Origin of the sequence: Mesorhizobium sp. C268A (assembly GCF_040324475.1) — a bacterium.
Classification (GTDB): Bacteria; Pseudomonadota; Alphaproteobacteria; order Rhizobiales; family Rhizobiaceae; genus Mesorhizobium.
The window spans coordinates 1,149,368-1,168,267 of the sequence record NZ_JAMYVX010000001.1; the positions used below are offsets into that span (position 1 = coordinate 1,149,368).

At 62.6% G+C, this 18,900-nt stretch carries 19 protein-coding genes and 1 tRNA gene; 15 read left to right on the forward strand and 5 right to left on the reverse strand.

Going from position 1 to position 18,900, the window contains the following annotated elements; translation table 11 throughout:
* Positions 1-331 precede the first annotated feature (331 nt).
* From NKL06_RS05895 to NKL06_RS05905, 3 genes are all read left to right on the forward strand, one after another.
* Positions 332-422 (forward strand) — tRNA-Ser (locus NKL06_RS05895).
* A gap of 268 nt (positions 423-690) precedes the next feature.
* Positions 691-933, forward strand: a complete 243-nt coding sequence (locus NKL06_RS05900; protein WP_023692836.1) for a GIY-YIG nuclease family protein — start codon at positions 691-693, stop codon at positions 931-933.
* A 122-nt stretch (positions 934-1,055) separates the two neighbouring features.
* Complete coding sequence (locus NKL06_RS05905) at positions 1,056-2,231, forward strand: porin (RefSeq protein ID WP_023743754.1); 1,176 nt, start codon at positions 1,056-1,058, stop codon at positions 2,229-2,231.
* Between the two features lie 91 nt (positions 2,232-2,322).
* On the opposite strand, the gene NKL06_RS05910 is transcribed toward NKL06_RS05905, so the two are convergent.
* On the reverse strand, positions 2,323-2,484 hold the full coding sequence (locus NKL06_RS05910; RefSeq protein ID WP_023692835.1) for a hypothetical protein: 162 nt from the start codon (positions 2,482-2,484) through the stop codon (positions 2,323-2,325).
* Here NKL06_RS05910 and NKL06_RS05915 point away from each other — a divergent pair.
* The 7 genes from NKL06_RS05915 (at position 2,483) to NKL06_RS05945 (ending at position 10,285) form a co-directional block, all read left to right on the forward strand.
* On the forward strand, positions 2,483-3,595 hold the full coding sequence (locus tag NKL06_RS05915; protein ID WP_023692834.1) for a pyridoxal phosphate-dependent aminotransferase: 1,113 nt from the start codon (positions 2,483-2,485) through the stop codon (positions 3,593-3,595). The two genes, NKL06_RS05910 and NKL06_RS05915, sit on opposite strands and share 2 nt — an antisense overlap.
* 146 nt (positions 3,596-3,741) lie before the next feature.
* Entirely contained in the window at positions 3,742-4,032 is a 291-nt protein-coding gene (locus NKL06_RS05920) for an acylphosphatase (protein ID WP_023692833.1), read from the forward strand.
* 69 nt (positions 4,033-4,101) lie between these two features.
* Positions 4,102-4,746 (forward strand): TetR/AcrR family transcriptional regulator, encoded by a 645-nt coding sequence (locus tag NKL06_RS05925; protein ID WP_023692832.1) that lies wholly within the window; start codon positions 4,102-4,104, stop codon positions 4,744-4,746.
* The gene (locus NKL06_RS05930; RefSeq protein ID WP_023692831.1) at positions 4,715-5,878 is read left to right on the forward strand and encodes an isovaleryl-CoA dehydrogenase; all 1,164 of its coding nucleotides are present in this window, start codon (positions 4,715-4,717) and stop codon (positions 5,876-5,878) included. Before NKL06_RS05925 ends, NKL06_RS05930 begins: the two co-directional genes overlap by 32 nt.
* Before the next feature lies 1 nt (position 5,879).
* Positions 5,880-7,487 carry a carboxyl transferase domain-containing protein gene (locus NKL06_RS05935; protein ID WP_023692830.1) on the forward strand — a complete coding sequence of 536 codons (1,608 nt, stop codon included), beginning with the start codon at positions 5,880-5,882 and terminating at the stop codon, positions 7,485-7,487.
* Position 7,488: 1 nt separating this feature from the next.
* Positions 7,489-8,040 (forward strand): O-acetyl-ADP-ribose deacetylase, encoded by a 552-nt coding sequence (locus NKL06_RS05940; protein ID WP_023692829.1) that lies wholly within the window; start codon positions 7,489-7,491, stop codon positions 8,038-8,040.
* A 283-nt stretch (positions 8,041-8,323) separates the two neighbouring features.
* The gene (locus NKL06_RS05945) at positions 8,324-10,285 is read left to right on the forward strand and encodes an acetyl/propionyl/methylcrotonyl-CoA carboxylase subunit alpha (protein WP_023692828.1); all 1,962 of its coding nucleotides are present in this window, start codon (positions 8,324-8,326) and stop codon (positions 10,283-10,285) included.
* A gap of 68 nt (positions 10,286-10,353) precedes the next feature.
* On the opposite strand, the gene NKL06_RS05950 is transcribed toward NKL06_RS05945, so the two are convergent.
* The gene (locus tag NKL06_RS05950) at positions 10,354-11,475 is read right to left on the reverse strand and encodes a branched-chain amino acid ABC transporter substrate-binding protein (RefSeq protein WP_023692827.1); all 1,122 of its coding nucleotides are present in this window, start codon (positions 11,473-11,475) and stop codon (positions 10,354-10,356) included.
* A 385-nt stretch (positions 11,476-11,860) separates the two neighbouring features.
* Positions 11,861-12,127 (reverse strand): SEL1-like repeat protein, encoded by a 267-nt coding sequence (locus NKL06_RS05955; RefSeq protein ID WP_006199745.1) that lies wholly within the window; start codon positions 12,125-12,127, stop codon positions 11,861-11,863.
* Positions 12,128-12,563: 436 nt separating this feature from the next.
* Here NKL06_RS05955 and NKL06_RS05960 point away from each other — a divergent pair, with 436 nt between their 5' ends.
* From NKL06_RS05960 to NKL06_RS05980, 5 genes are all read left to right on the forward strand, one after another.
* The gene (locus NKL06_RS05960; protein WP_023687258.1) at positions 12,564-12,905 is read left to right on the forward strand and encodes a DUF2147 domain-containing protein; all 342 of its coding nucleotides are present in this window, start codon (positions 12,564-12,566) and stop codon (positions 12,903-12,905) included.
* Between the two features lie 226 nt (positions 12,906-13,131).
* A complete protein-coding gene (locus NKL06_RS05965; protein ID WP_023692826.1) occupies positions 13,132-13,284 on the forward strand; it encodes a hypothetical protein in 153 nt (50 codons plus the stop codon).
* A gap of 39 nt (positions 13,285-13,323) precedes the next feature.
* On the forward strand, positions 13,324-13,518 hold the full coding sequence (locus tag NKL06_RS05970; protein ID WP_023670200.1) for a hypothetical protein: 195 nt from the start codon (positions 13,324-13,326) through the stop codon (positions 13,516-13,518).
* Between the two features lie 277 nt (positions 13,519-13,795).
* Positions 13,796-15,256 (forward strand): AMP nucleosidase, encoded by a 1,461-nt coding sequence (locus NKL06_RS05975; RefSeq protein ID WP_023731828.1) that lies wholly within the window; start codon positions 13,796-13,798, stop codon positions 15,254-15,256.
* Between the two features lie 140 nt (positions 15,257-15,396).
* Positions 15,397-16,410, forward strand: coding sequence for an endonuclease/exonuclease/phosphatase family protein (locus NKL06_RS05980; RefSeq protein WP_155927408.1), 1,014 nt, complete (start codon positions 15,397-15,399; stop codon positions 16,408-16,410).
* Between the two features lie 25 nt (positions 16,411-16,435).
* On the opposite strand, the gene NKL06_RS05985 is transcribed toward NKL06_RS05980, so the two are convergent.
* Together NKL06_RS05985 and NKL06_RS05990 are read right to left on the reverse strand one after the other, a co-directional pair.
* Positions 16,436-17,182 carry a DUF922 domain-containing protein gene (locus NKL06_RS05985; RefSeq protein WP_488505237.1) on the reverse strand — a complete coding sequence of 249 codons (747 nt, stop codon included), beginning with the start codon at positions 17,180-17,182 and terminating at the stop codon, positions 16,436-16,438.
* Positions 17,179-18,858 (reverse strand): electron transfer flavoprotein-ubiquinone oxidoreductase, encoded by a 1,680-nt coding sequence (locus tag NKL06_RS05990; RefSeq protein ID WP_023692823.1) that lies wholly within the window; start codon positions 18,856-18,858, stop codon positions 17,179-17,181. The genes NKL06_RS05985 and NKL06_RS05990 overlap by 4 nt, the downstream gene beginning before the upstream one ends.
* Positions 18,859-18,900 lie beyond the last annotated feature (42 nt).

Consider the following 18,900-nt stretch of genomic DNA (forward strand, 5'->3'; position numbering starts at 1 on the left):
GGCGGCGGCGTTCAACCACGATCGTACCGGCGAAAGGGCTATGCGGGCGCTATCCCCATGCGTTGTTGCACAAATGACACGATTTGGCCTCAGTCAGAAAGCTCTCATTAACTATCGAAGGGCCCGCAAGCCTTATCCAGCGCCGCGCAATGCGGCCGAATCCGGCGATGGCCGGCCAGAATTGCGGCCATGTCGCCGACTCGCCAGCCAGGGAACTGCCGTAGAATCGCCGCATGCAAAAGGCGCCGCTGCGGCCGAATGCGGATTTTTCAACGATTATCGCGCCGGCTTGTTGATTGTGCCGGCGCTTTTCTCTATCCAGCGGCGCAACGGAGAGGTGGCCGAGTGGTCGAAGGCGCTCCCCTGCTAAGGGAGTAGAGGTCAAAAGCTTCTCGTGGGTTCGAATCCCATCCTCTCCGCCATCCTGCTTCGCTCTTCGAGCTTCGCAGGACAAGCCCAACCCTCACCGCGAAGCAGGATGGCGGAGAGGATGCCCTCCGAAGCCTTGGCGTAGAAAGGCCGGACCGTGTGGTGTGCTACGTGCCGCACAGCGTAAGCCCAGACAATCCCTTGCAAAATTCGATTGGCAGTCCTGCTTCGCTCTTCGAGCTTCGCAGGACAAGCCCACCTCAGCGCGAAGCAGGATGGCGGAGAGGATGCCCTCCGACGCCCGGCAAGGGAGAGCAGCTCATGTGGTATGTGTATCTTCTGGAGAGTACGGCTGCGGAAGGCGAACGCTATATCGGCATAACGACGGACCTGAAACGACGGCTTGTCGAGCACAATGCGGGGAAATCCAGCCATACATCCAAGTTTCTGCCGTGGCGGATCGTCACCTATATGGCCTTTTCGAACCAGGGCAAGGCAGCTTCATTCGAGCGCTATCTCAAATCCGGTTCAGGGCATGCTTCCGCAAACAAGCGCCTGTGGTGATGGCCGCATCACCCGCAGCAAAGTTCCATTTTTCAATAGACCTCAACAATAACAACTGATTACAGCGAAAACGCCTGTCGCCGGCTTCACTGTCTTGTTCGATTCTGACTGGAGGTCAGAAAATGAACATTAAGAGCCTTCTCCTCGGCTCCGCTGCGGCCCTGATCGCAGTTTCCGGTGCGCGCGCCGCCGACGCCGTCGTCGTCGCCGAGCCGGAACCGGCTGAATACGTCAAGATTTGCGACGTCTACGGCGCCGGCTACTTCTACATTCCCGGCACCGAAACCTGCCTGCGCATCGGCGGCTATGTCCGTTACGACATCGGTGCCGGCGACGTGGGTTCGTTCGATGGTGCGAGGTCCTTCGACCATAAGGATGGCGACGAGCAGGATACCTTCTACAAGAATGCCCGTTTCACGCTGAAGACCTGGACCGGCCAGGAAACCGAACTCGGCACCTTGAAGACCTACACCGAGACCCGCTTCAACTTCGGCAACCGCAACGGCTACCCCTCGGCAGACGATCCGACGACCGAAGCAGACGAGTTCAACTCCAACCCTGCCGGCAACAAGAACGTTTCGCTGAACTTCGCCTGGATCCAGCTCGGTGGCCTGCGCGTCGGTAAGGACGAATCGGCCTTCGACACGTTCATCGGCTACGCCGGCAACGTCCTCCAGGATACGCTCGTTCCCTACGGCGATTTCGATACCAACGTCGTCCAGTACTACTTCGATGCGGGCAACGGCTTCTCGGCCGTGGTCTCTCTCGAAGAAGGCTCCGGAACCGTTGGCACCATCGACAGCTACGTTCCGCATGTCGTCGGCGGCGTGAAGTACACGCAGGGCTGGGGCGCCATCACCGGCGTCGTCGCTTATGACAGCAACTACGAAGAAGTCGCCGGCAAAGTTCGTTTGGATATCACCCCGATGCAGAACCTGTCGCTCTTCATCATGGGCGGCTACGGCACCGACGACAATTTGACGGACTCGAGCTATGCGATCGACGCCGGCGGCCGCGGCTTCTACAAGCAGTGGGGCGGCAACTGGGCTTTCTGGGGTGGTGGCACCTACACCATCAACGAGAAGACCTCGTTCAATGCCCAGGTCTCGTATGACGAATGGAAGAATCTCGGTGTTGCCGCCAACATCGCCTACGACGTTGTTCCCGGCTTCACGGTCACGGCCGAAGTCGACTACCTCAATGCAGGCAAGTTCGACGACGCCAATTTCTCCAACTTCACCAACGCCGACAAGAAGAGCAGCATCGGCGGTCTCCTCCGCTTCCAGCGCTCGTTCTAAGACGCTCAGCCTGGCTGAAAATCGAACCCGGCGGGCAACCGCCGGGTTTTCTTTTTGAAGCGCCCGTCGCCATTGGCTGCAGTGCTGGCCTTCAAAAGGGTTGCCGCCTACCGGCGGTCAGGTCGTAGAGCGTGGCCACCCGCGCCGATTTCATCACGGGCGTGATGGCCACTATTTCCAGCCGCGCCAGAACTTGCGCCGTCCCATTGGGCACGCTAGCAAGAAGGCCCGTCTTCTCGTGAGCCTTTGCCATGCGCCAGCGCCCTGCCCTCACGCCGCTTGTCGGCGCGCTTCCCTCGACGGTGCCGTTTGTCGGACCGGAAGCGCAGGAGCGCGAGCGCGGACGTGCTTTTCGCGCCCGCATCGGCGCCAATGAAAGCAGCTTCGGGCCTTCGCCGCGCGTTATCGCCCGTATGGAGCGCGTCGCGCGTGACCAGTGGATGTATTGCGATCCCGACAATTACGATCTGAAGCAGGCTGCGGCCCGCCATCTCGGCGTCGGCGCCGAAAACGTCATGGTCGGCGAAGGCATAGACGGGCTGCTCAGCCTGGTGGCGCGCATGTATGTCGCGCCCGGCGACGCGGTGGTCACCTCGCTCGGCGCCTATCCGACCTTCAACTTCCACATTGCCGGCGTCGGCGGCCGGCTGGTCACGGTGCCTTACGAGAACGACAAGGAAAGCCTGGACGGCCTGCTCAAGGCAGTCATCAAGGAGAAGGCGCCGCTGGTCTATCTCTCCAATCCGGACAATCCGATGGGCAGCTGGTGGGAAGCAGGAGATATCACCCGCTTCGTCGAAGCGTTGCCGGAAACCACCATGCTGGTGCTCGACGAGGCCTATGGCGAATTGGGGCCGGCCTCGGCGCTGCCGCCGATCGATGTCGCGCGATCCAATGTCATCCGCATGCGCACCTTCTCCAAGGCATACGGGCTGGCCGGCATACGCTGCGGCTATGCGGTGGCGGAAGCCGAGGTGATCCGTGACTTCGAGAAGATCCGCAACCATTACGGCGTCAGCCGCATGGCGCAGATCGCCGGCGTCGAGGCGCTGGCCGACCAGGACTGGCTGCACACCGTGGTGGCGCGAGTCGCTGCCGGCCGCACACGTATAGCCGGGATTGCGGAGACGAACGGGCTGAAGCCGCTGCCATCGGCGACCAATTTCGTCACCATCGACTGCGGCCAGGACGGCGCCTTCGCGCTGAAAGTGCTGCAAAACCTTTTGTCGCGCGACGTGTTCATTCGCAAACCGATGGCGCCAAGGCTCGAACGTTGCATCCGGGTCAGCGTCGGCCTCGATCATGAGCTCGACATCTTTGCCGAGGAACTGCCCGGCGCGCTCGCCGCGGCACGGGGAAACTAGCCCGGCCGATTGCCGTCGCGACACGGCCTGCCAATGCCGCCAAAGGCCAAGACAGAACCAGCCGGGCCCCCGGCTTCCGTCGATCCAACAACAATCCAACCGTTCAAGGCTGTTGCTTTCGTCCGATCCCGCGCCAGTTCTTGAGCATGGGAGATAACGACCGGCAAAAGGCGGTGCAGGCGCGCATGCATGGTAAGGTGCAAGGCGTCGGCTACCGGCTGTGGGCGCGACGCGAAGCGATAAGGCTTGGCCTCGTAGGTTGGGTACGCAATGAACGAGACGGCACGGTGACGGCCTCGATTGCCGGTGCCGATGCTGCGGTTTCCACAATGATCGAACGGCTCCGGCAAGGGCCAAGGGGAGCTTCGGTTTCGAGGGTCGAGATCGAAGAATTCGAACTCCTCGACGCGCCCATCGACTTTCGGATCATTGTCTAGACGGAACCACTTTATTGCCGCTTGAATTAATTGAACGTTCGTTTTATTACTAGGTATCGGGAGACGTTCATGGCACGCACAACGGGATCCGACGGCGAAAAAACTGAAGCGGCCGTCCGGGAGGCTGCGGTCAGCCTGATCGCCCGCTTCGGCTACGAGGCAATGTCGATGCGGCAGCTTGCCGCCGAGGTCGGCGTCCAGGCCGCCGCGCTCTACCGCTATTTTCCGACCAAGGAAGACCTGCTGTTCACGCTGATGCGCGAACATATGGAAGGGCTGATCGAAGCGTGGGACGCCGCACGCCCCGACGCTGCCGATCCGGCAACGCGGCTTGCCGCCTATGTCGAAAACCACATCGCTTTCCACATCGAGCGCCGCCACTCCACCCATGTCTCGAACATGGAATTGCGCAGCCTGTCGCATGACCGGCTGACGCAGATACTGCGCATGCGCACCGCCTATGAGAAGGAGTTGCGCGCCATCCTGCGCGACGGCGCGGAGGCAGGCGCCTTCAGTGTCGATGACACCGGGCTCACTGCCATGGCCCTGATCCAGATGATGACCGGCGTCATCGTCTGGTTCCGGCCGGGCGAGCGGCTGTCGATGGCTGAAGTCACGGCGACATATCTTTCAATGACAATGCGCCTGGTTGGCGCGAAGATCGAAATCGGGGAGGAACGGCATGTACACGAACACACTCAGCTTCGGGCATGACGAGGACATCGAGGCGCTGCGCGATCTGGTGCGCCGCTTTGCCCAGGAGAAAATAGCGCCGATCGCTGCCGAGATCGACCGCAGCAATCAATTCCCCACGCATCTGTGGAAAGAGCTCGGCGCGCTCGGCCTTCTCGGCATCACCGCCGATCCCGATTTCGGCGGCAGCGGCATGGGCTATCTTGCCCACGTCATTGCGGTGGAAGAGATTTCGCGCGCCTCGGGCTCGGTTGGTCTCTCCTACGGCGCCCATTCGAACCTCTGCGTCAACCAGATCAACCGCTGGGCGACGCCGGCTCAGAAGGAGAAATTCCTGCCGGCATTGTGCTCGGGCGAAAGGGCAGGTGCGCTGGCCATGTCGGAATCGGGCGCCGGCTCCGACGTCGTCTCGCTCAAGCTGCGCGCCGAAAAGCGCAACGACCGCTATGTGCTCAACGGCTCGAAAATGTGGATCACCAACGGCCCCGATGCCGAAACGCTGGTGGTCTACGCCAAGACCGATCCCGAGCGGAAATCGCGCGGCATCACCGCCTTCATCGTCGAAAAGACGATGGCCGGCTTCTCGGCATCGCCAAAGCTCGACAAGCTCGGCATGCGCGGCTCCAACACCGGCGAACTGGTGTTCGACAATGTCGAGGTGCCCTATGACAATGTGCTGCATGAGGAGGGCCGCGGCGTCGAGGTCCTGATGTCGGGCCTCGACTACGAGCGCACCGTGCTCGCCGGCGGACCGCTCGGGCTCATGGCGGCCTGTCTCGACGTGGCGATCCCCTATGTGCATGAGCGCAAGCAGTTCGGCCAGCCGATCGGCGAGTTCCAGCTCGTGCAGGGCAAACTTGCAGACATGTATTCGACGATGAACGCCGCGCGCGCTTACGTTTATGCTGTCGCGGCTGCCTGCGATCGCGGCCAGACGACACGCAAGGATGCTGCCGGCTGCGTGCTGTTTGCCGCCGAAAAGGCGACGCTGATGGCGCTCGACGCCATCCAGCTGCTTGGCGGCAACGGCTATACCAACGAGTATCCGACCGGCCGGCTGTTGCGCGACGCCAAGCTCTACGAGATCGGCGCCGGCACCAGCGAGATCCGCCGCTGGCTGATCGGGCGCGAGATCATGGCGGAAGGGGTTTAGCATGGCCGTACTCCAAACCCAGATCTCGCCCTCCTCCGAAACCTTCCGCGCCAATGCTGAGCGCATGCGGGCGCTGGTTGCCGACATTGCGGAGAAAGCAACCAGCGTCGAGCGCGGTGGCTCGGAGGAGGCGCGCGAGCGTCATGTTTCGCGCGGCAAGCTGTTGCCGCGCGAGCGGCTGGCGCAATTGCTCGACACCGGCTCGCCTTTCCTCGAGATCGGCCAGTTCGCGGCATGGTCCATGTATGGCGAGGAGATTTCCTCGGCCGGCATCATCGCCGGCGTCGGCCGTGTCGAAGGGACCGAGGTGATGGTCGTGGTCAACGACGCCACGGTGAAGGGCGGCACCTATTATCCGCTCACGGTGAAGAAGCATTTGCGCGCGCAGGAGATCGCGCGGCAAAACAATCTGCCTTGCGTCTATCTGGTCGACAGCGGCGGCGCCAACCTGCCCAACCAGGACGAGGTGTTTCCCGACCGCGAGCATTTCGGCCGCATCTTCTACAACCAGGCCAACATGTCGGCGGCCGGCATTCCGCAGATCGCCTGCGTCATGGGCTCATGTACTGCGGGCGGCGCCTATGTGCCGGCAATGTCGGACGAGACGATCATGGTGCGCAACCAGGCGACCATTTTTCTCGGCGGCCCGCCTCTGGTGAAGGCGGCTACGGGCGAAGATGTCAGCGCCGAGGAGCTTGGCGGCGCCGACGTGCACACCAGGCTGTCCGGTGTCGCCGACCACTATGCGCTGGACGACGAACATGCGCTCGCGATTTGCCGGCGCATCGTCAAGAACCTCAACCGGCGCAAGACCGTAAGCCTGAGCTTACAGGAACCCGCGCCGCCGCTTCACGATCCGCGTGAACTCTATGGTATCGTGCCGACGGATTTGCGCCAGCCCTATGATGTGCGCGAGGTGATCGCGCGCGTCGTCGACGGCTCCGAGTTCGACGAGTTCAAGCAGAATTACGGCACCACGCTGGTCACCGGCTTTGCCCATCTTCAGGGCATGCCGGTCGGCATCATCGCCAATAATGGCGTGCTGTTTTCCGAAAGTGCTGTCAAGGGCGCGCATTTCATCGAACTGTGCTGCCAGCGCAAGATCCCGCTGATCTTCCTGCAGAACATCACCGGCTTCATGGTCGGGCGGAAATACGAGGCCGGCGGCATCGCCAAGGACGGCGCCAAGCTGGTGATGGCGGTCGCCACCGCTCGCGTGCCGAAGGTAACCATGATCATCGGCGGCTCGTTCGGCGCCGGCAATTACGGCATGTGCGGACGCGCCTACTCGCCGCGGTTCCTGTGGATGTGGCCGAATGCGCGCATTTCGGTGATGGGCGGCGAACAGGCGGCGACCGTGCTGGCGGTGGTCAAGCGCGAGGGCATCGAGCGCAAGGGCGGTGAGTGGAGCGCGGACGAGGAAGCGAAATTCAAGAAGCCGATCCTGATGAAATACGAGCATGAGGGCCACCCGCTCTACTCCTCGGCGCGGCTGTGGGACGACGGCATCATCGACCCGGCGAAAACGCGCGAGGTGCTGGCGCTCAGCCTGTCGGCCGCGCTCAACGCCGGAATCGAGGAAACGAAGTTCGGCGTGTTCAGGATGTGAGATGAGCAAGTTCGACCAACGCATCAGCATCCACACCGGCGACATCACAAGGCTTGCGGTCGATGCCATCGTCAATGCCGCCAATTCCTCGCTGCTTGGCGGCGGCGGTGTCGACGGCGCGATTCACCGCGCGGCCGGCCCGGAGCTCGAATTCAAATGCCGGATGCTCAATGGCTGCAAGGTCGGCGATGCAAAGCTCACCAAGGGCTACAGGCTGCCGGCGCGCTACATCATCCACACGGTCGGGCCAGTCTGGCAAGGTGGCAGCAGGGGCGAAGCCGGACTGCTCGCTTCCTGCTACCGCCGGTCGCTTGAAATCGCATTCGACCATAATTGCCGGACGGTGGCATTTCCGGCGATCTCGACCGGCATCTACGGCTATCCGAAAGACCAGGCGACCGGGATCGCCGTTGGCGCCGTAAGCGCCTTCCTGCAACTGAATGCAGTGCCTGATACAGTTACCTTCTGCTGCTTCGATGATCAGACGGCCGAACCAGCGTGCCGTTGCCGCTCTTGGGGAGGGCTGAACTCATGGATCAAACGACTGCTATAGAGACGACTTCGATAGGGCGCTCCCTTGGTAAGGGAGAGGTCGGTAATGCACGAATGGTTGCCCTGACACGCTGGCGGGACAGCGCGCCCCTCTGTCCTGCCGGACATCTCCCCCACTTGGAGGGAGATCGGACGTCACGCCGGCTTTCGCCAATCGCCACCGTTGAAAGAAGGGCAGCAGCCTCAAAGCTGCCAATCTCCCCCCTCGTGGGGGAGATGTCCGGCAGGACAGAGGGGGGCGCGAAGGGATGCCGACGTCGACCAACGCAAAACCGGGAGGCTCCATGTTCGCCAAGATCCTGATCGCCAATCGCGGCGAGATCGCCTGCCGTGTGATCCGCACCGCGCGCAGGCTCGGTGTGCGCACCGTCGCCGTCTATTCCGACGCCGATGCCAAGGCCATGCATGTCGAAATGGCCGACGAGGCGGTGCATATCGGCGCTTCGCCCGTCGGCGAAAGCTATCTGCGCGGCGACAAGATTGTCGCGGCCGCGCTGGCGACAGGTGCCGAAGCGATCCATCCCGGTTACGGTTTCCTCTCGGAAAACCCTGATTTCGTCGACCAGGTGGTGGCGGCAGGGCTCACCTTCATCGGCCCGTCGGCCGCCTCGATCCGCGCCATGGGCTTGAAGGACGCGGCCAAGCGGCTGATGGAAAAGGCCGGCGTGCCGGTGGTGCCGGGCTACCATGGTGAGGCGCAGGAGATCGTGCTGCTGGCGTCCAAGGCGCGCGAGATCGGCTATCCCGTGCTGATCAAGGCGCGTGCCGGCGGCGGAGGCAAAGGTATGCGGCGGGTCGAACATGCCGACGATTTCTCCGAGGCGCTTTCGGGCGCACGGCGCGAAGCCAAGGCCGCGTTTGGCGACGACCGCGTGCTGGTCGAAAAATATGTCGACAAGCCGCGCCACATCGAGGTCCAGGTGTTCGGCGACAATTTTGGCAACGCCGTGCATCTCTTTGAGCGCGACTGCTCGGCGCAGCGCCGGCATCAGAAGGTGATCGAGGAAGCGCCGGCGCCCGGCATGACGCCGGCGCTGCGCAAGGCGATGACGGAAGCGGCGGTCAAGGCCGCCAAGGCAATCAGCTATTCCGGCGCCGGTACCATCGAATTCATCGTCGATGCCTCGCAAGGGCTGAAGGCCGACCGCTTCTGGTTCATGGAAATGAACACCCGCCTGCAGGTCGAACATCCCGTCACCGAAATGGTCACCGGCACCGATCTTGTCGAGTGGCAGTTGCGGGTGGCATCCGGCGAAAAGCTGCCCAAGACGCAGGGCGAGATCGCACTTTCGGGTCACGCCTTCGAGGCGCGCATCTACGCCGAGGACGCGGCAAAAGGGTTTTTGCCGGCGACCGGCACGCTGCATCACCTGAGATTTCCCGACAAAGCTCCCGAAGGCGCCACGATGCGCATCGAGACCGGCGTGCGGGCCGGCGATGCGATCTCGCCCTTCTACGATCCAATGATCGCCAAGCTGGTGGTCCACGCCAGGGACAGGCAGGCGGCGCTCGATGCGCTCGGCACAGCGTTGTCGCAGACCGAGATTGCCGGCTCGACCGTCAACACCGCCTTTCTCGCGGCACTTGCCGCGGACGCCGATTTTTCCGTCGGCGACGTCGATACCGGCCTGATCGGCAGGCATCAGGAAGCGCTGACTGCGGTCGCCCCGCCGAGCAGCGAGATCGTTGCCGCGGCAGCGCTTGCAGCGGCCGGCGCCGGTGCGTTGCCGCCATCGGACGATCCGTGGTCGTCGCTGGCCGGCTATGCGCATTTCCACACTGTTGCGCGGCGCACGCGGCTACGCCATGGCGAGGACGATATTCTGGCGCGTGTTTCAGTGCGGCCGGACGGGCGCTTCGTGGTGGCGTTGGACGCGCCCTATGACAGCGTCAACTCGCACGATCTTCGCGCCGCCCCTCGCCTTGCCCGCTGGCCAGGCCACGTCACCGTGTTCGAAGGCGCGGTCGGCTACAGTTTCCTCGTCCCGGATCCGCTGGCGCGAACCGACGAGGCCGCCGCTGCTTCCGGCAGCCTGCGCGCGCCGATGCCGGGCCTGGTCAAGCTGGTGCGCGCGGCAAAAGGCGAGACCGTGAGCAAGGGCCAGCCGCTGCTGATCCTGGAAGCGATGAAGATGGAGCACACGATCTCGGCCAGCCATGACGGCGTCATCGCCGAAATCGCCACGGAGGGCGCGCAGGTCACCGACGGAACGGTGCTGGTGCGCTTTGCCGAAGAGGCTGCATAGCCGCCTGGACCCTTGAACAAAAATGGCCGGGACGAGCCCGGCCATTATTTCCGTGAGTATGCGGACGATTACTGCGCGATCGGCGCGTATTTGCCGTCATGCCACTGGTTGATGTCGTAGCTGGCGTTCTTCAGATCGCCCTTCTCGTCGAAGGTGACCTCGCCGACCACGGTGCTGAACGGCGTGCCGTTCTTCAGCGCTTCGGCGACCTTGACCGGATCGTCGGTTCCGGCGCGCTTGACGCCTTCTGCAAAGGCCTGAACGACGGCATAGGAGAACAGCGTGAAGCCTTCCGGCACGAAGCCGCCCGCCTTGATCTTGGCGATGGCTTCCTTGGCTTCCGGCTTGGCCTGCGGGTCGGACGGGAAGACGAACATGGTGCCTTCGCCGGCCGGGCCGGCGACCTGCCAGAATTCCGGCGAGGCGATCGAGTCCGGCATGATCAGCTGGAACTTGACGCTCTGCTCAGCCGACTGACGCAGGATCAGCCCGGCTTCCGGGTGATAGCCGCCGAAATAGACGACATCGGCCTTGAGGTCCTTCAGCTTGGTGACAAGAGCCGAATAGTCCTTCTCGCCGGCATTGATGCCTTCATAGTCGATTTCCTTGAGGCCACCGGCATTCATCGTCGCCTTCACGGCATCGGCAACGCCCTGACCGTAGGCGCTCTTGTCATGCAGGATAACAACATTTTTGCCGGCATATTTCTTGGCGATCCACGGGCCGATGAAGGCGCCTTGCGCGTCGTCACGCGTGTAGAGACGCATGATCGTCGGCCAGCCGGCCTTGGCGGCGGCGTCAGTCAGCTCGGGATTTGAAGAGGCTGGGCTCATCATCAGCGCGCCGGCCTCGGCGTAGACGGCGGACGCCGGGATGCTCGAACCCGAACAGGCATGGCCGTCAATAAACTTGACGCTGTTGGCAACGATCCGGTTGGCCACCGAAACCGCCTGCTTGGGATCGCACTGGTCGTCCTCGATGTCGAGCTTGATCATCGAGCCGTTGACGCCGCCGGCGGCGTTGATCGCGTCGGCGGCTGCCGTTGCGCCCTGTTTGAACTGATCGCCGATCGTGGCGAGCTGTCCGGTCATCGGGCCGACCACCGAAATGGTGATGTCATCGGCAAAGGCAACCGGCGCGCTCATCATCAGGCCAAATACGGCCGCGCTCAAAATACCCGTTTTTTTCATGGTGATAGAACTCCTCCCACACTCGCGCAGCCGCTCTGGCCGCGCTTCTTTCCGAAGGCGGGACAATTTCATCCTTCATTGGGCCTGTCTAGGCGCATCGGCGCCGCTCGATTGGGCCTCATCAACGCAAAAGCCACGCCAGCCTGTTCCGGCCGGTCGTGGCTTTTTGCTCGTAGCAGTCCCCATGCGCCCCCGCGCCACGAAAACCTGCCCGCCGTCCCCATTGTGCACGACTGGACCGTGCCGGCCTGCCGCGTTCTTGTTCTTTCATGGTCGGCCGTCTTGTCGCGGCCTTGTCGTTTCACCGGTTCCGACCGTCTTTGCGGTCTTGATCCCGGGGCTTCCCTGTTTTCGATAATCTGCCTGCGATAATCTGCTCGCGATCTCAGTGCATCGTCATCCATTCGCGGGCTTCGCGCAGCGCCTTGGCGATCTCGACCTTGGACATTGCGGCCGACAGTTCCGAGCGCAGTTCCGCGGCGCGGACCGAGCCCTTGATGGCGGCGATGTTGAACCATTTGTGGGCGGCAACGACATCGGTCTCGCAATCGCGGCCGGTCGCATACATCATGCCCAGTTCGAAAAGAATGTCGGCCTGGGCAGTTGCCCCCATGGCGCCGAAGCCGGCTTCAAGCATTTCAAAACGTGCCATTTTAGTCCCCTGTCTGGCTCCCGAGAGCGGGCCTCTTCTGTCCCCCGGTGTTCCCTGGGGAGCCGCTCTTTCGATGCTTCCGAGAATGAGGCCGAGCCTTGAATCCGTCGTTAAATGGCGTGCTTAATTTGGAGAAAACAAAGCTAAAACAAGAGGTAAACGCGGAAATTCGTTAAGGATACAAAGTCAGCAATCCCGCCGTTTCTCGACCGATTTGACGAAAATTTGCAAGGCGCCGATCAACACTCTGCTAACCACGCGAACCAAAGCCAACGCCTCGATCGTTTATTTCCACGGGCTGCACTCTCCCGACCCCGCATGAAAATTGCGAAACCTTCCGTCGCGGCACGCTTTTGTTTTGCCGGGAGCTGGATTAGCTTACGTTTGCGTAAGGGGCAGAGAGGCGGCTGCCCCATCTAAACCAGGGAGGACAGATATGTTTCGCAAAGTGAGCTTGGCCCTGGCGGCCGCCGTGATGATGGCTGGTGCGGCTTGGGCCGATCCGATCGAAGGCAATTGGAAGACACAAGCCGGCGACACAGCAGTTATCGGCGGCAGCGGTTCATTCTCCATCACCCTGAAGACCGGCAAATATGCCGGGAAGACCATCGGTTCGCTCAAGGCGGCCGGGGCCAACAAATATGCCGGCAACATCACCGATCCGGCAAACGACAAGACCTATTCGGGCAAGGCAACACTGTCGGGCACCTCGCTCAAAATGAGCGGCTGCGTGCTCGGCGGGCTGATCTGCAAGAGCCAGACCTGGCACAAGCTCTGATCTTGCTGCTTTGAGTTGACCAACGGGGCCTTCACAGGCCCCGTTTTCTTTTGCAGGACGGTCCGCGCCATAGCGACGACCGTGCCGTTTGCGGCGGCGCAAACCCGAACCGACGCTCTCTCTAAGACCTCGTCAATCACTTTGAACCGCAGATGAACGTCGGCATCAGCGCCGGTTCAGTCGCATCAGGGCATTTTGATGGCGTGTTCAAGGAGACACTACGCAAATGCTCGCTCGCCGCTTCACCATCGTCTGCCTGTTGATGAGCCTGTTCGGGATGCTCTTCGCCATCCTCGTGGCCGAAGCCGGCCGCCCGGCCCGTTCCTGGGATGCAGCCAGTTCCTGCCAATTCGATTGCATGAACCATTTTCGCCCCTGAGACGACAAAGACATAGATCCAAACAGAAAAGCAAAAGCCATGAACCGCATCGCCATCAACGCCCTCCAGACCCTTCGGCTCCTGCCGCGGGCGGCGCTCGTCCTGGTCGTGCTGTCGGCGCCGGTCCTGGCCATGCCAATGATGCGGGCCAATGCCGACACGACGATCGACGCGCCGGCGACGAAGAAGCATGGCGTCGGCTTTGTCTTGCTGGTCAGTCTGCAGCGCGGGTAAGGTGTGCCGGTATTAAGGTGATGCCGGCCTGCAAGTGGCGGCCTTGGTGCTCACATGCTTCGAGTACGCTCCGCTCCGGTTCTCGAAGCCAACCAGTTTGGTCGCTTCGCGCCCGTCCTCGACTCCGGCTCAGCCTTACCTGAATCTCAGCACACCTTGGGCGTGGACGAATAAATCGACCACTTGGCGGCCACCCTCCCCTCCCAAGTGCGGCCTCAAGTCTCTATATTGAGCCATGGAAAAGCGAATCTACCCACAAGCTATCGAATCGGTCGTCATGCCGGAGCCTTTCGGCAAGCAGAGCTTCGACGACGCCAAAAAGGCCGTGGCCGCCTTGCAGGTGCTCTACGACCGCAACACCAAGTTTCTGCGCGACTCCTTTGCCACGCTTGCCGCCGGCGGCGACGAAAGCAAGCGCTACCGCGCCTTCTACCCGGAGATCGGCGTCACCACCAATTCGTTCACCCAGATCGACTCGCGCCAGGCCTACGGCCACATGCCGACCCCCGGGCATTTCTCGACCACCATCACCCAGCCGGTGCTGTTCGAACGCTATCTCGTAGAGCAGCTTCGCCTGATCATGCGCAATCACGGCGTGCCGGTAACGGTTTCGGAATCGACCACGCCGATCCCGCTGCATTTCGCGTTCCTTGAAGGAACCCATGTCGATGGCGCCGCCGCCGACCGCATCAAACGGCCGATCCGCGACCTGTTCGACGTGCCGGATCTCGACGGCACCGACGACCAGATCGCCAACGGTACCTTCGAGGTCGCGTTCGGCGAACCAAGGCCGCTGGCGCCGTTCACGGCGCAGCGCATCGACTATTCGCTGCACCGCATGACGCACTACACGGCGACCAGCCCGCAGCATTTCCAGAACTTCGTGCTGTTCACCAACTACCAGTTCTACATCGACGAGTTCGTCGCCCGAGCGCGGGCCCAGATGGCTGAAGGCGGCCACGGCTATACCGAATTCGTCGAACCGGGCAATGTCATCACCAAGGCAGGGCAAAACGCGCCCAGCGAAGGCGTGGCGGCGCCGCGCCTGCCTCAGATGCCAGCCTATCATCTGAAGAAGCCGAACCATGGCGGCATCACCATGGTCAACATCGGCGTCGGCCCGTCCAACGCCAAGACGATCACCGACCATGTCGCGGTGCTGCGGCCACATGCATGGCTGATGCTCGGCCATTGCGCCGGCCTGCGCAACACTCAGGCGCTGGGCGACTATGTGCTGGCGCATGCCTATGTCCGGGAAGACCATGTGCTGGACGATGACCTGCCGGTGTGGGTGCCGATACCGCCGCTGGCCGAGATCCAGGTGGCGCTGCAGGAGGCGGTCGCCGAAGTCACCGGACTTTCCGGCTATGATCTCAAGCGCATCATGCGCACCGGCACCGTCGCCACCATCGACAACCGCAACTGGGAACTGCGCGACCAGCGCGGACCGGTGCAGCGGCTGTCGCAGTCGCGCGCCATCGCGCTCGATATGGAATCGGCCACGATCGCCGCCAATGGCTTCCGCTTCCGCGTGCCCTACGGCACGCTGCTTTGCGTCTCCGACAAGCCGCTGCATGGCGAGTTGAAGCTGCCCGGCATGGCGACCGAATTCTACAAGCGGCAAGTGGCGCAGCATCTGACCATCGGCATCAAGGCGATGGAGAAGCTGGCGGAAATGCCGATGGAACGGTTGCATTCGCGCAAGCTGAGAAGCTTTTCGGAGACGGCCTTTCAGTAGACCGGCTTGCCGTAAATGTTTGCCGCGAGGCGTTTCGTCATCTTGATTGGGCCGCATTTCAGCCGATAAAGGCCTGATACCTCGGCAATGTATTACCCGGTCTATGGGCAAAACCCGGTCTGATGGCACGCGTGCGAAAGATGATGGCTTCAATGGCGTTCCTGGCAATGCTCGGCCTCTCGGCCGCGCTTGTAGCCGGGTTCTTTGGCGCACTGCATCCGGCCTTCGATTCCTTCGCCCATTTCCGCATCCATTTTGCCGTGCTGATGGGGCTGATTGCGCTGCCGCTGCTCGCCACCTCGTTTCGCCTGCAGGCGGGCGTGGGCCTGCTGCTGGCCGTGGCCGCCTTCGCCAGCACGTTGAGCGCCTTGCCGCGCCTGTGGCCGGTGCAGGCCGCCAATGACGCCGCGCCCGGCAACGAACCGGTCTACCGGCTGCTGCAGATGAACCTGCGTTTCAACAATCCGACACCCAAGAAGGTTCTTTCGCTGATCGCCAGGACCAACCCAGACGTGATCACGCTCGACGAAGTATCGGCCATGTGGGCGACCGAACTCGGCTATATCCAGAACGCCTATCCCTATCGCATCCTGTGCGCCCATCCCGACGGCGTGTGGGGCGTGGCGCTTTTGTCCCGGCGACCTTTTGCGGCCGGCACCGAGCCGCATTGCGAACCGCGCGGCGCGATGGCGGCCGCCACCATCGATTTCGGCGGCACTCCGGTCGATGTCGCGGCGATCCATTTGAGCTGGCCGTGGCCGAAGGAACAATACTGGCAGATCGGCGAGTTGACCGAGACGCTCACCTCGCTCGGCGAGACGGCGATCATGGCCGGCGACTGCAACGCCGTGCCGTGGAGCGCCGCGGTACGGCGCGTTGCCTCGCTCGGCGGACTGACCGTGATGCCGTCGGCCGGACCGACCTGGATCCACCGGACCCTGCCCGATTTCCTGCGGCGCTATGCGGGCCTGCCGATCGACCAGGTGTTTTCGAAGGGCGGGGTGACCATCCTGTCGTCGACGCAGATGGAAGAGACCGGCTCCGATCATCTGCCGGTGATGGTGGAATTTTCATTGATGCGCGACGAGACCAAGCCGGCCGACGAGGATTCTACCGCGACTGTGTCGCTGATCCAGCCCAGCATGGGCGGCTAGATCGTACGCCACGGGGCTTACGGTTTCACAAGCCTACCAAGGCCTCGATGATGCGCTCGACATGGCCGCCTTCACTGTGCTCGCGCGCGTCGAACGCGATCTGTTTTGCCTCATAGAGCTTGGAAGTGGCTTGCAAGCGCCGCGTGGCTTCGACGCGCGTTTTGTTGCATTGCGGATCGTTGGCAAATTTCAGGCCGCGAACCGACCGCTCGGCAGCCTGCATCATCTGCCCGGCGATACGGCCATGGGTTCCTTCATGAGCGAGAACGCCTGTGAAAAACCGGTTCCAGCGTTTGCGCAGCGCCGGCGTGACGGCCGAGGCGACGCGCGGGTAGGTGTAGGCGATGTTGAGCGTTCCATTGGCCTGGCGCAGGCGGCAGACGCCGTTGACCTGACCCACGTCCAGGCTCCAGTCGGCGGTGTAGCTTGTCTGCGCGATGGCGTGGGTCATGAAACCGTGCTTGGGGCCCCTGCGGTTCATGGCGATAACCAGACCGGCACCTGTCGTGCCGGTGATGTCATAGGTTCGCGTCTTGACGACGGTTTTCACCCCCGCCGACGCCGTCCCGACGACGCCGCAGGCCGCGCTTATGACGGCGACGCAAAACAAGACCAACACGCGCATGCCATTTTCCCCATGGACGCGGCAATGAGACCACAAGCAGACGACGGTTTCAACAATCTTTGGCGCCGAGCGCCTTACATGCCTTGGTAAACCCGGCCATCGCCGCCATTTTTGCTGGTTGAGACGGCCCCGGTCGGTGAGGCTCACATGCCCTGATAGACCGGGCCTTCGCCGCCTTGTGGCGGCACCCAGTTGATGTTCTGGTTGGGATCCTTGATGTCGCAGGTCTTGCAGTGCACGCAGTTCTGCGCGTTGATGACGAAGCGCACATCTTTGGCAGACGGATCGGCGGCGGCGTTGCCGTCCTTGTCGACCCATTCGTAAACACCGGCCGGGCAATAGCGGGTCGAAGGCCCGGCAAAGACATCATGCTCGGAACGCTTCTGCAACTCCATGTCGCCGACGATGAGATGCACCGGCTCGTTTTCCTCGTGGTTGGTGTTGGACAGGAACACCGACGACAGGCGGTCGAAGGTCAGCACGCCGTCCGCTTTGGGATAGGCGATCTTCTTGTGCTTGGCCGCGGGCTCAAGCGTGGCATAATCGGCCTTGCCATGTTTCAGCGTGCCGAAGGGCGAGAAGCCGAACAGCGTGTTCAGCCACATGTCGAGACCACCGAGGCCGACGCCGATAATGGTGCCGAAGCGCGACCAGAGCGGCTTGACGTTGCGGACCTTCTTCAAATCCTTGCCGATATCGGTCGCGCGCCAGGCGTCCTCATAAGACGACAGCTCGTCATTGGCGCGGCCGGAGCCGATCGCTTGCGCGACATGCTCGGCCGCCAGCATGCCGGACAGCACCGCATTGTGCGAACCCTTGATGCGCGGCACGTTGACGAAGCCCGCCGCACACCCCATCAGCACGCCGCCGGGGAAGGAGAGTTTCGGCACCGACTGCCAGCCGCCTTCGGTAATGGCGCGCGCGCCGTAGCCGATGCGCTTGGCGCCCTCGAAGGTGCGCGATATCGCCGGATGCGTCTTGAAGCGCTGGAATTCCTCGAAGGGCGACAGCCAGGGGTTCTTGTAGTTGAGATGCAGGACGAAGCCGACCGCGACCTGGTTATCCTCGAGGTGGTAGAGGAAGGAGCCGCCGCCTGTCTTCAGGTCGAGCGGCCAGCCGAAGGAGTGCTGCACCAGGCCCGGCCGGTGGTTCTCGGGCTTGACCTGCCACAGCTCCTTGAGGCCGATGCCGTACTTGCCGGGCTCACGGCCGTCGGACAGTTTGTATTTTGCGATCAGCTGCTTGGACAGCGAACCGCGCGCGCCCTCGCCGATCAGCACGTATTTGCCCATCAGCGCCATGCCCGGCGCAAAGCCCGGGCCATGTGTGCCGTCTTTTTCGACGCCCATGTCGCCGGTGACGACGCCCGTGACCGCGCCGGCATCGTTGTAGACGAGGCTGGCGGCAGCAAAGCCCGGATAGATTTCGACGCCTAGCGCTTCAGCCTTGGTTGCCAGCCAGCGGCAGACATTGCCGAGCGAGACGATGTAGTTGCCGTGATTGTTCATCAGCGGCGGCATCAGGATATTGGGCAGACGGAACGAGCCGGCGGGGCCGAGCACCAGGAAATCGTCGGCCGTAACCGGCGTCTTGAAGGGGTGGCCATCTTCCTCGCGCCAGCCCGGCAACAGGCGGTCGATGCCTATGGGATCGACGACGGCGCCTGACAGAATGTGGGCACCAACCTCGCCGCCCTTTTCCAACACCACGACGGAAAGCTCGGGATTGACCTGCTTGAGACGGATCGCTGCGGCAAGGCCCGCCGGGCCGGCCCCGACGATGACCACGTCGAATTCCATGCTCTCGCGTTCGATCTCGCTCATCAACCCCTCCGCTCTGGCCAACCGTTTCCGGCATTTTGCTGG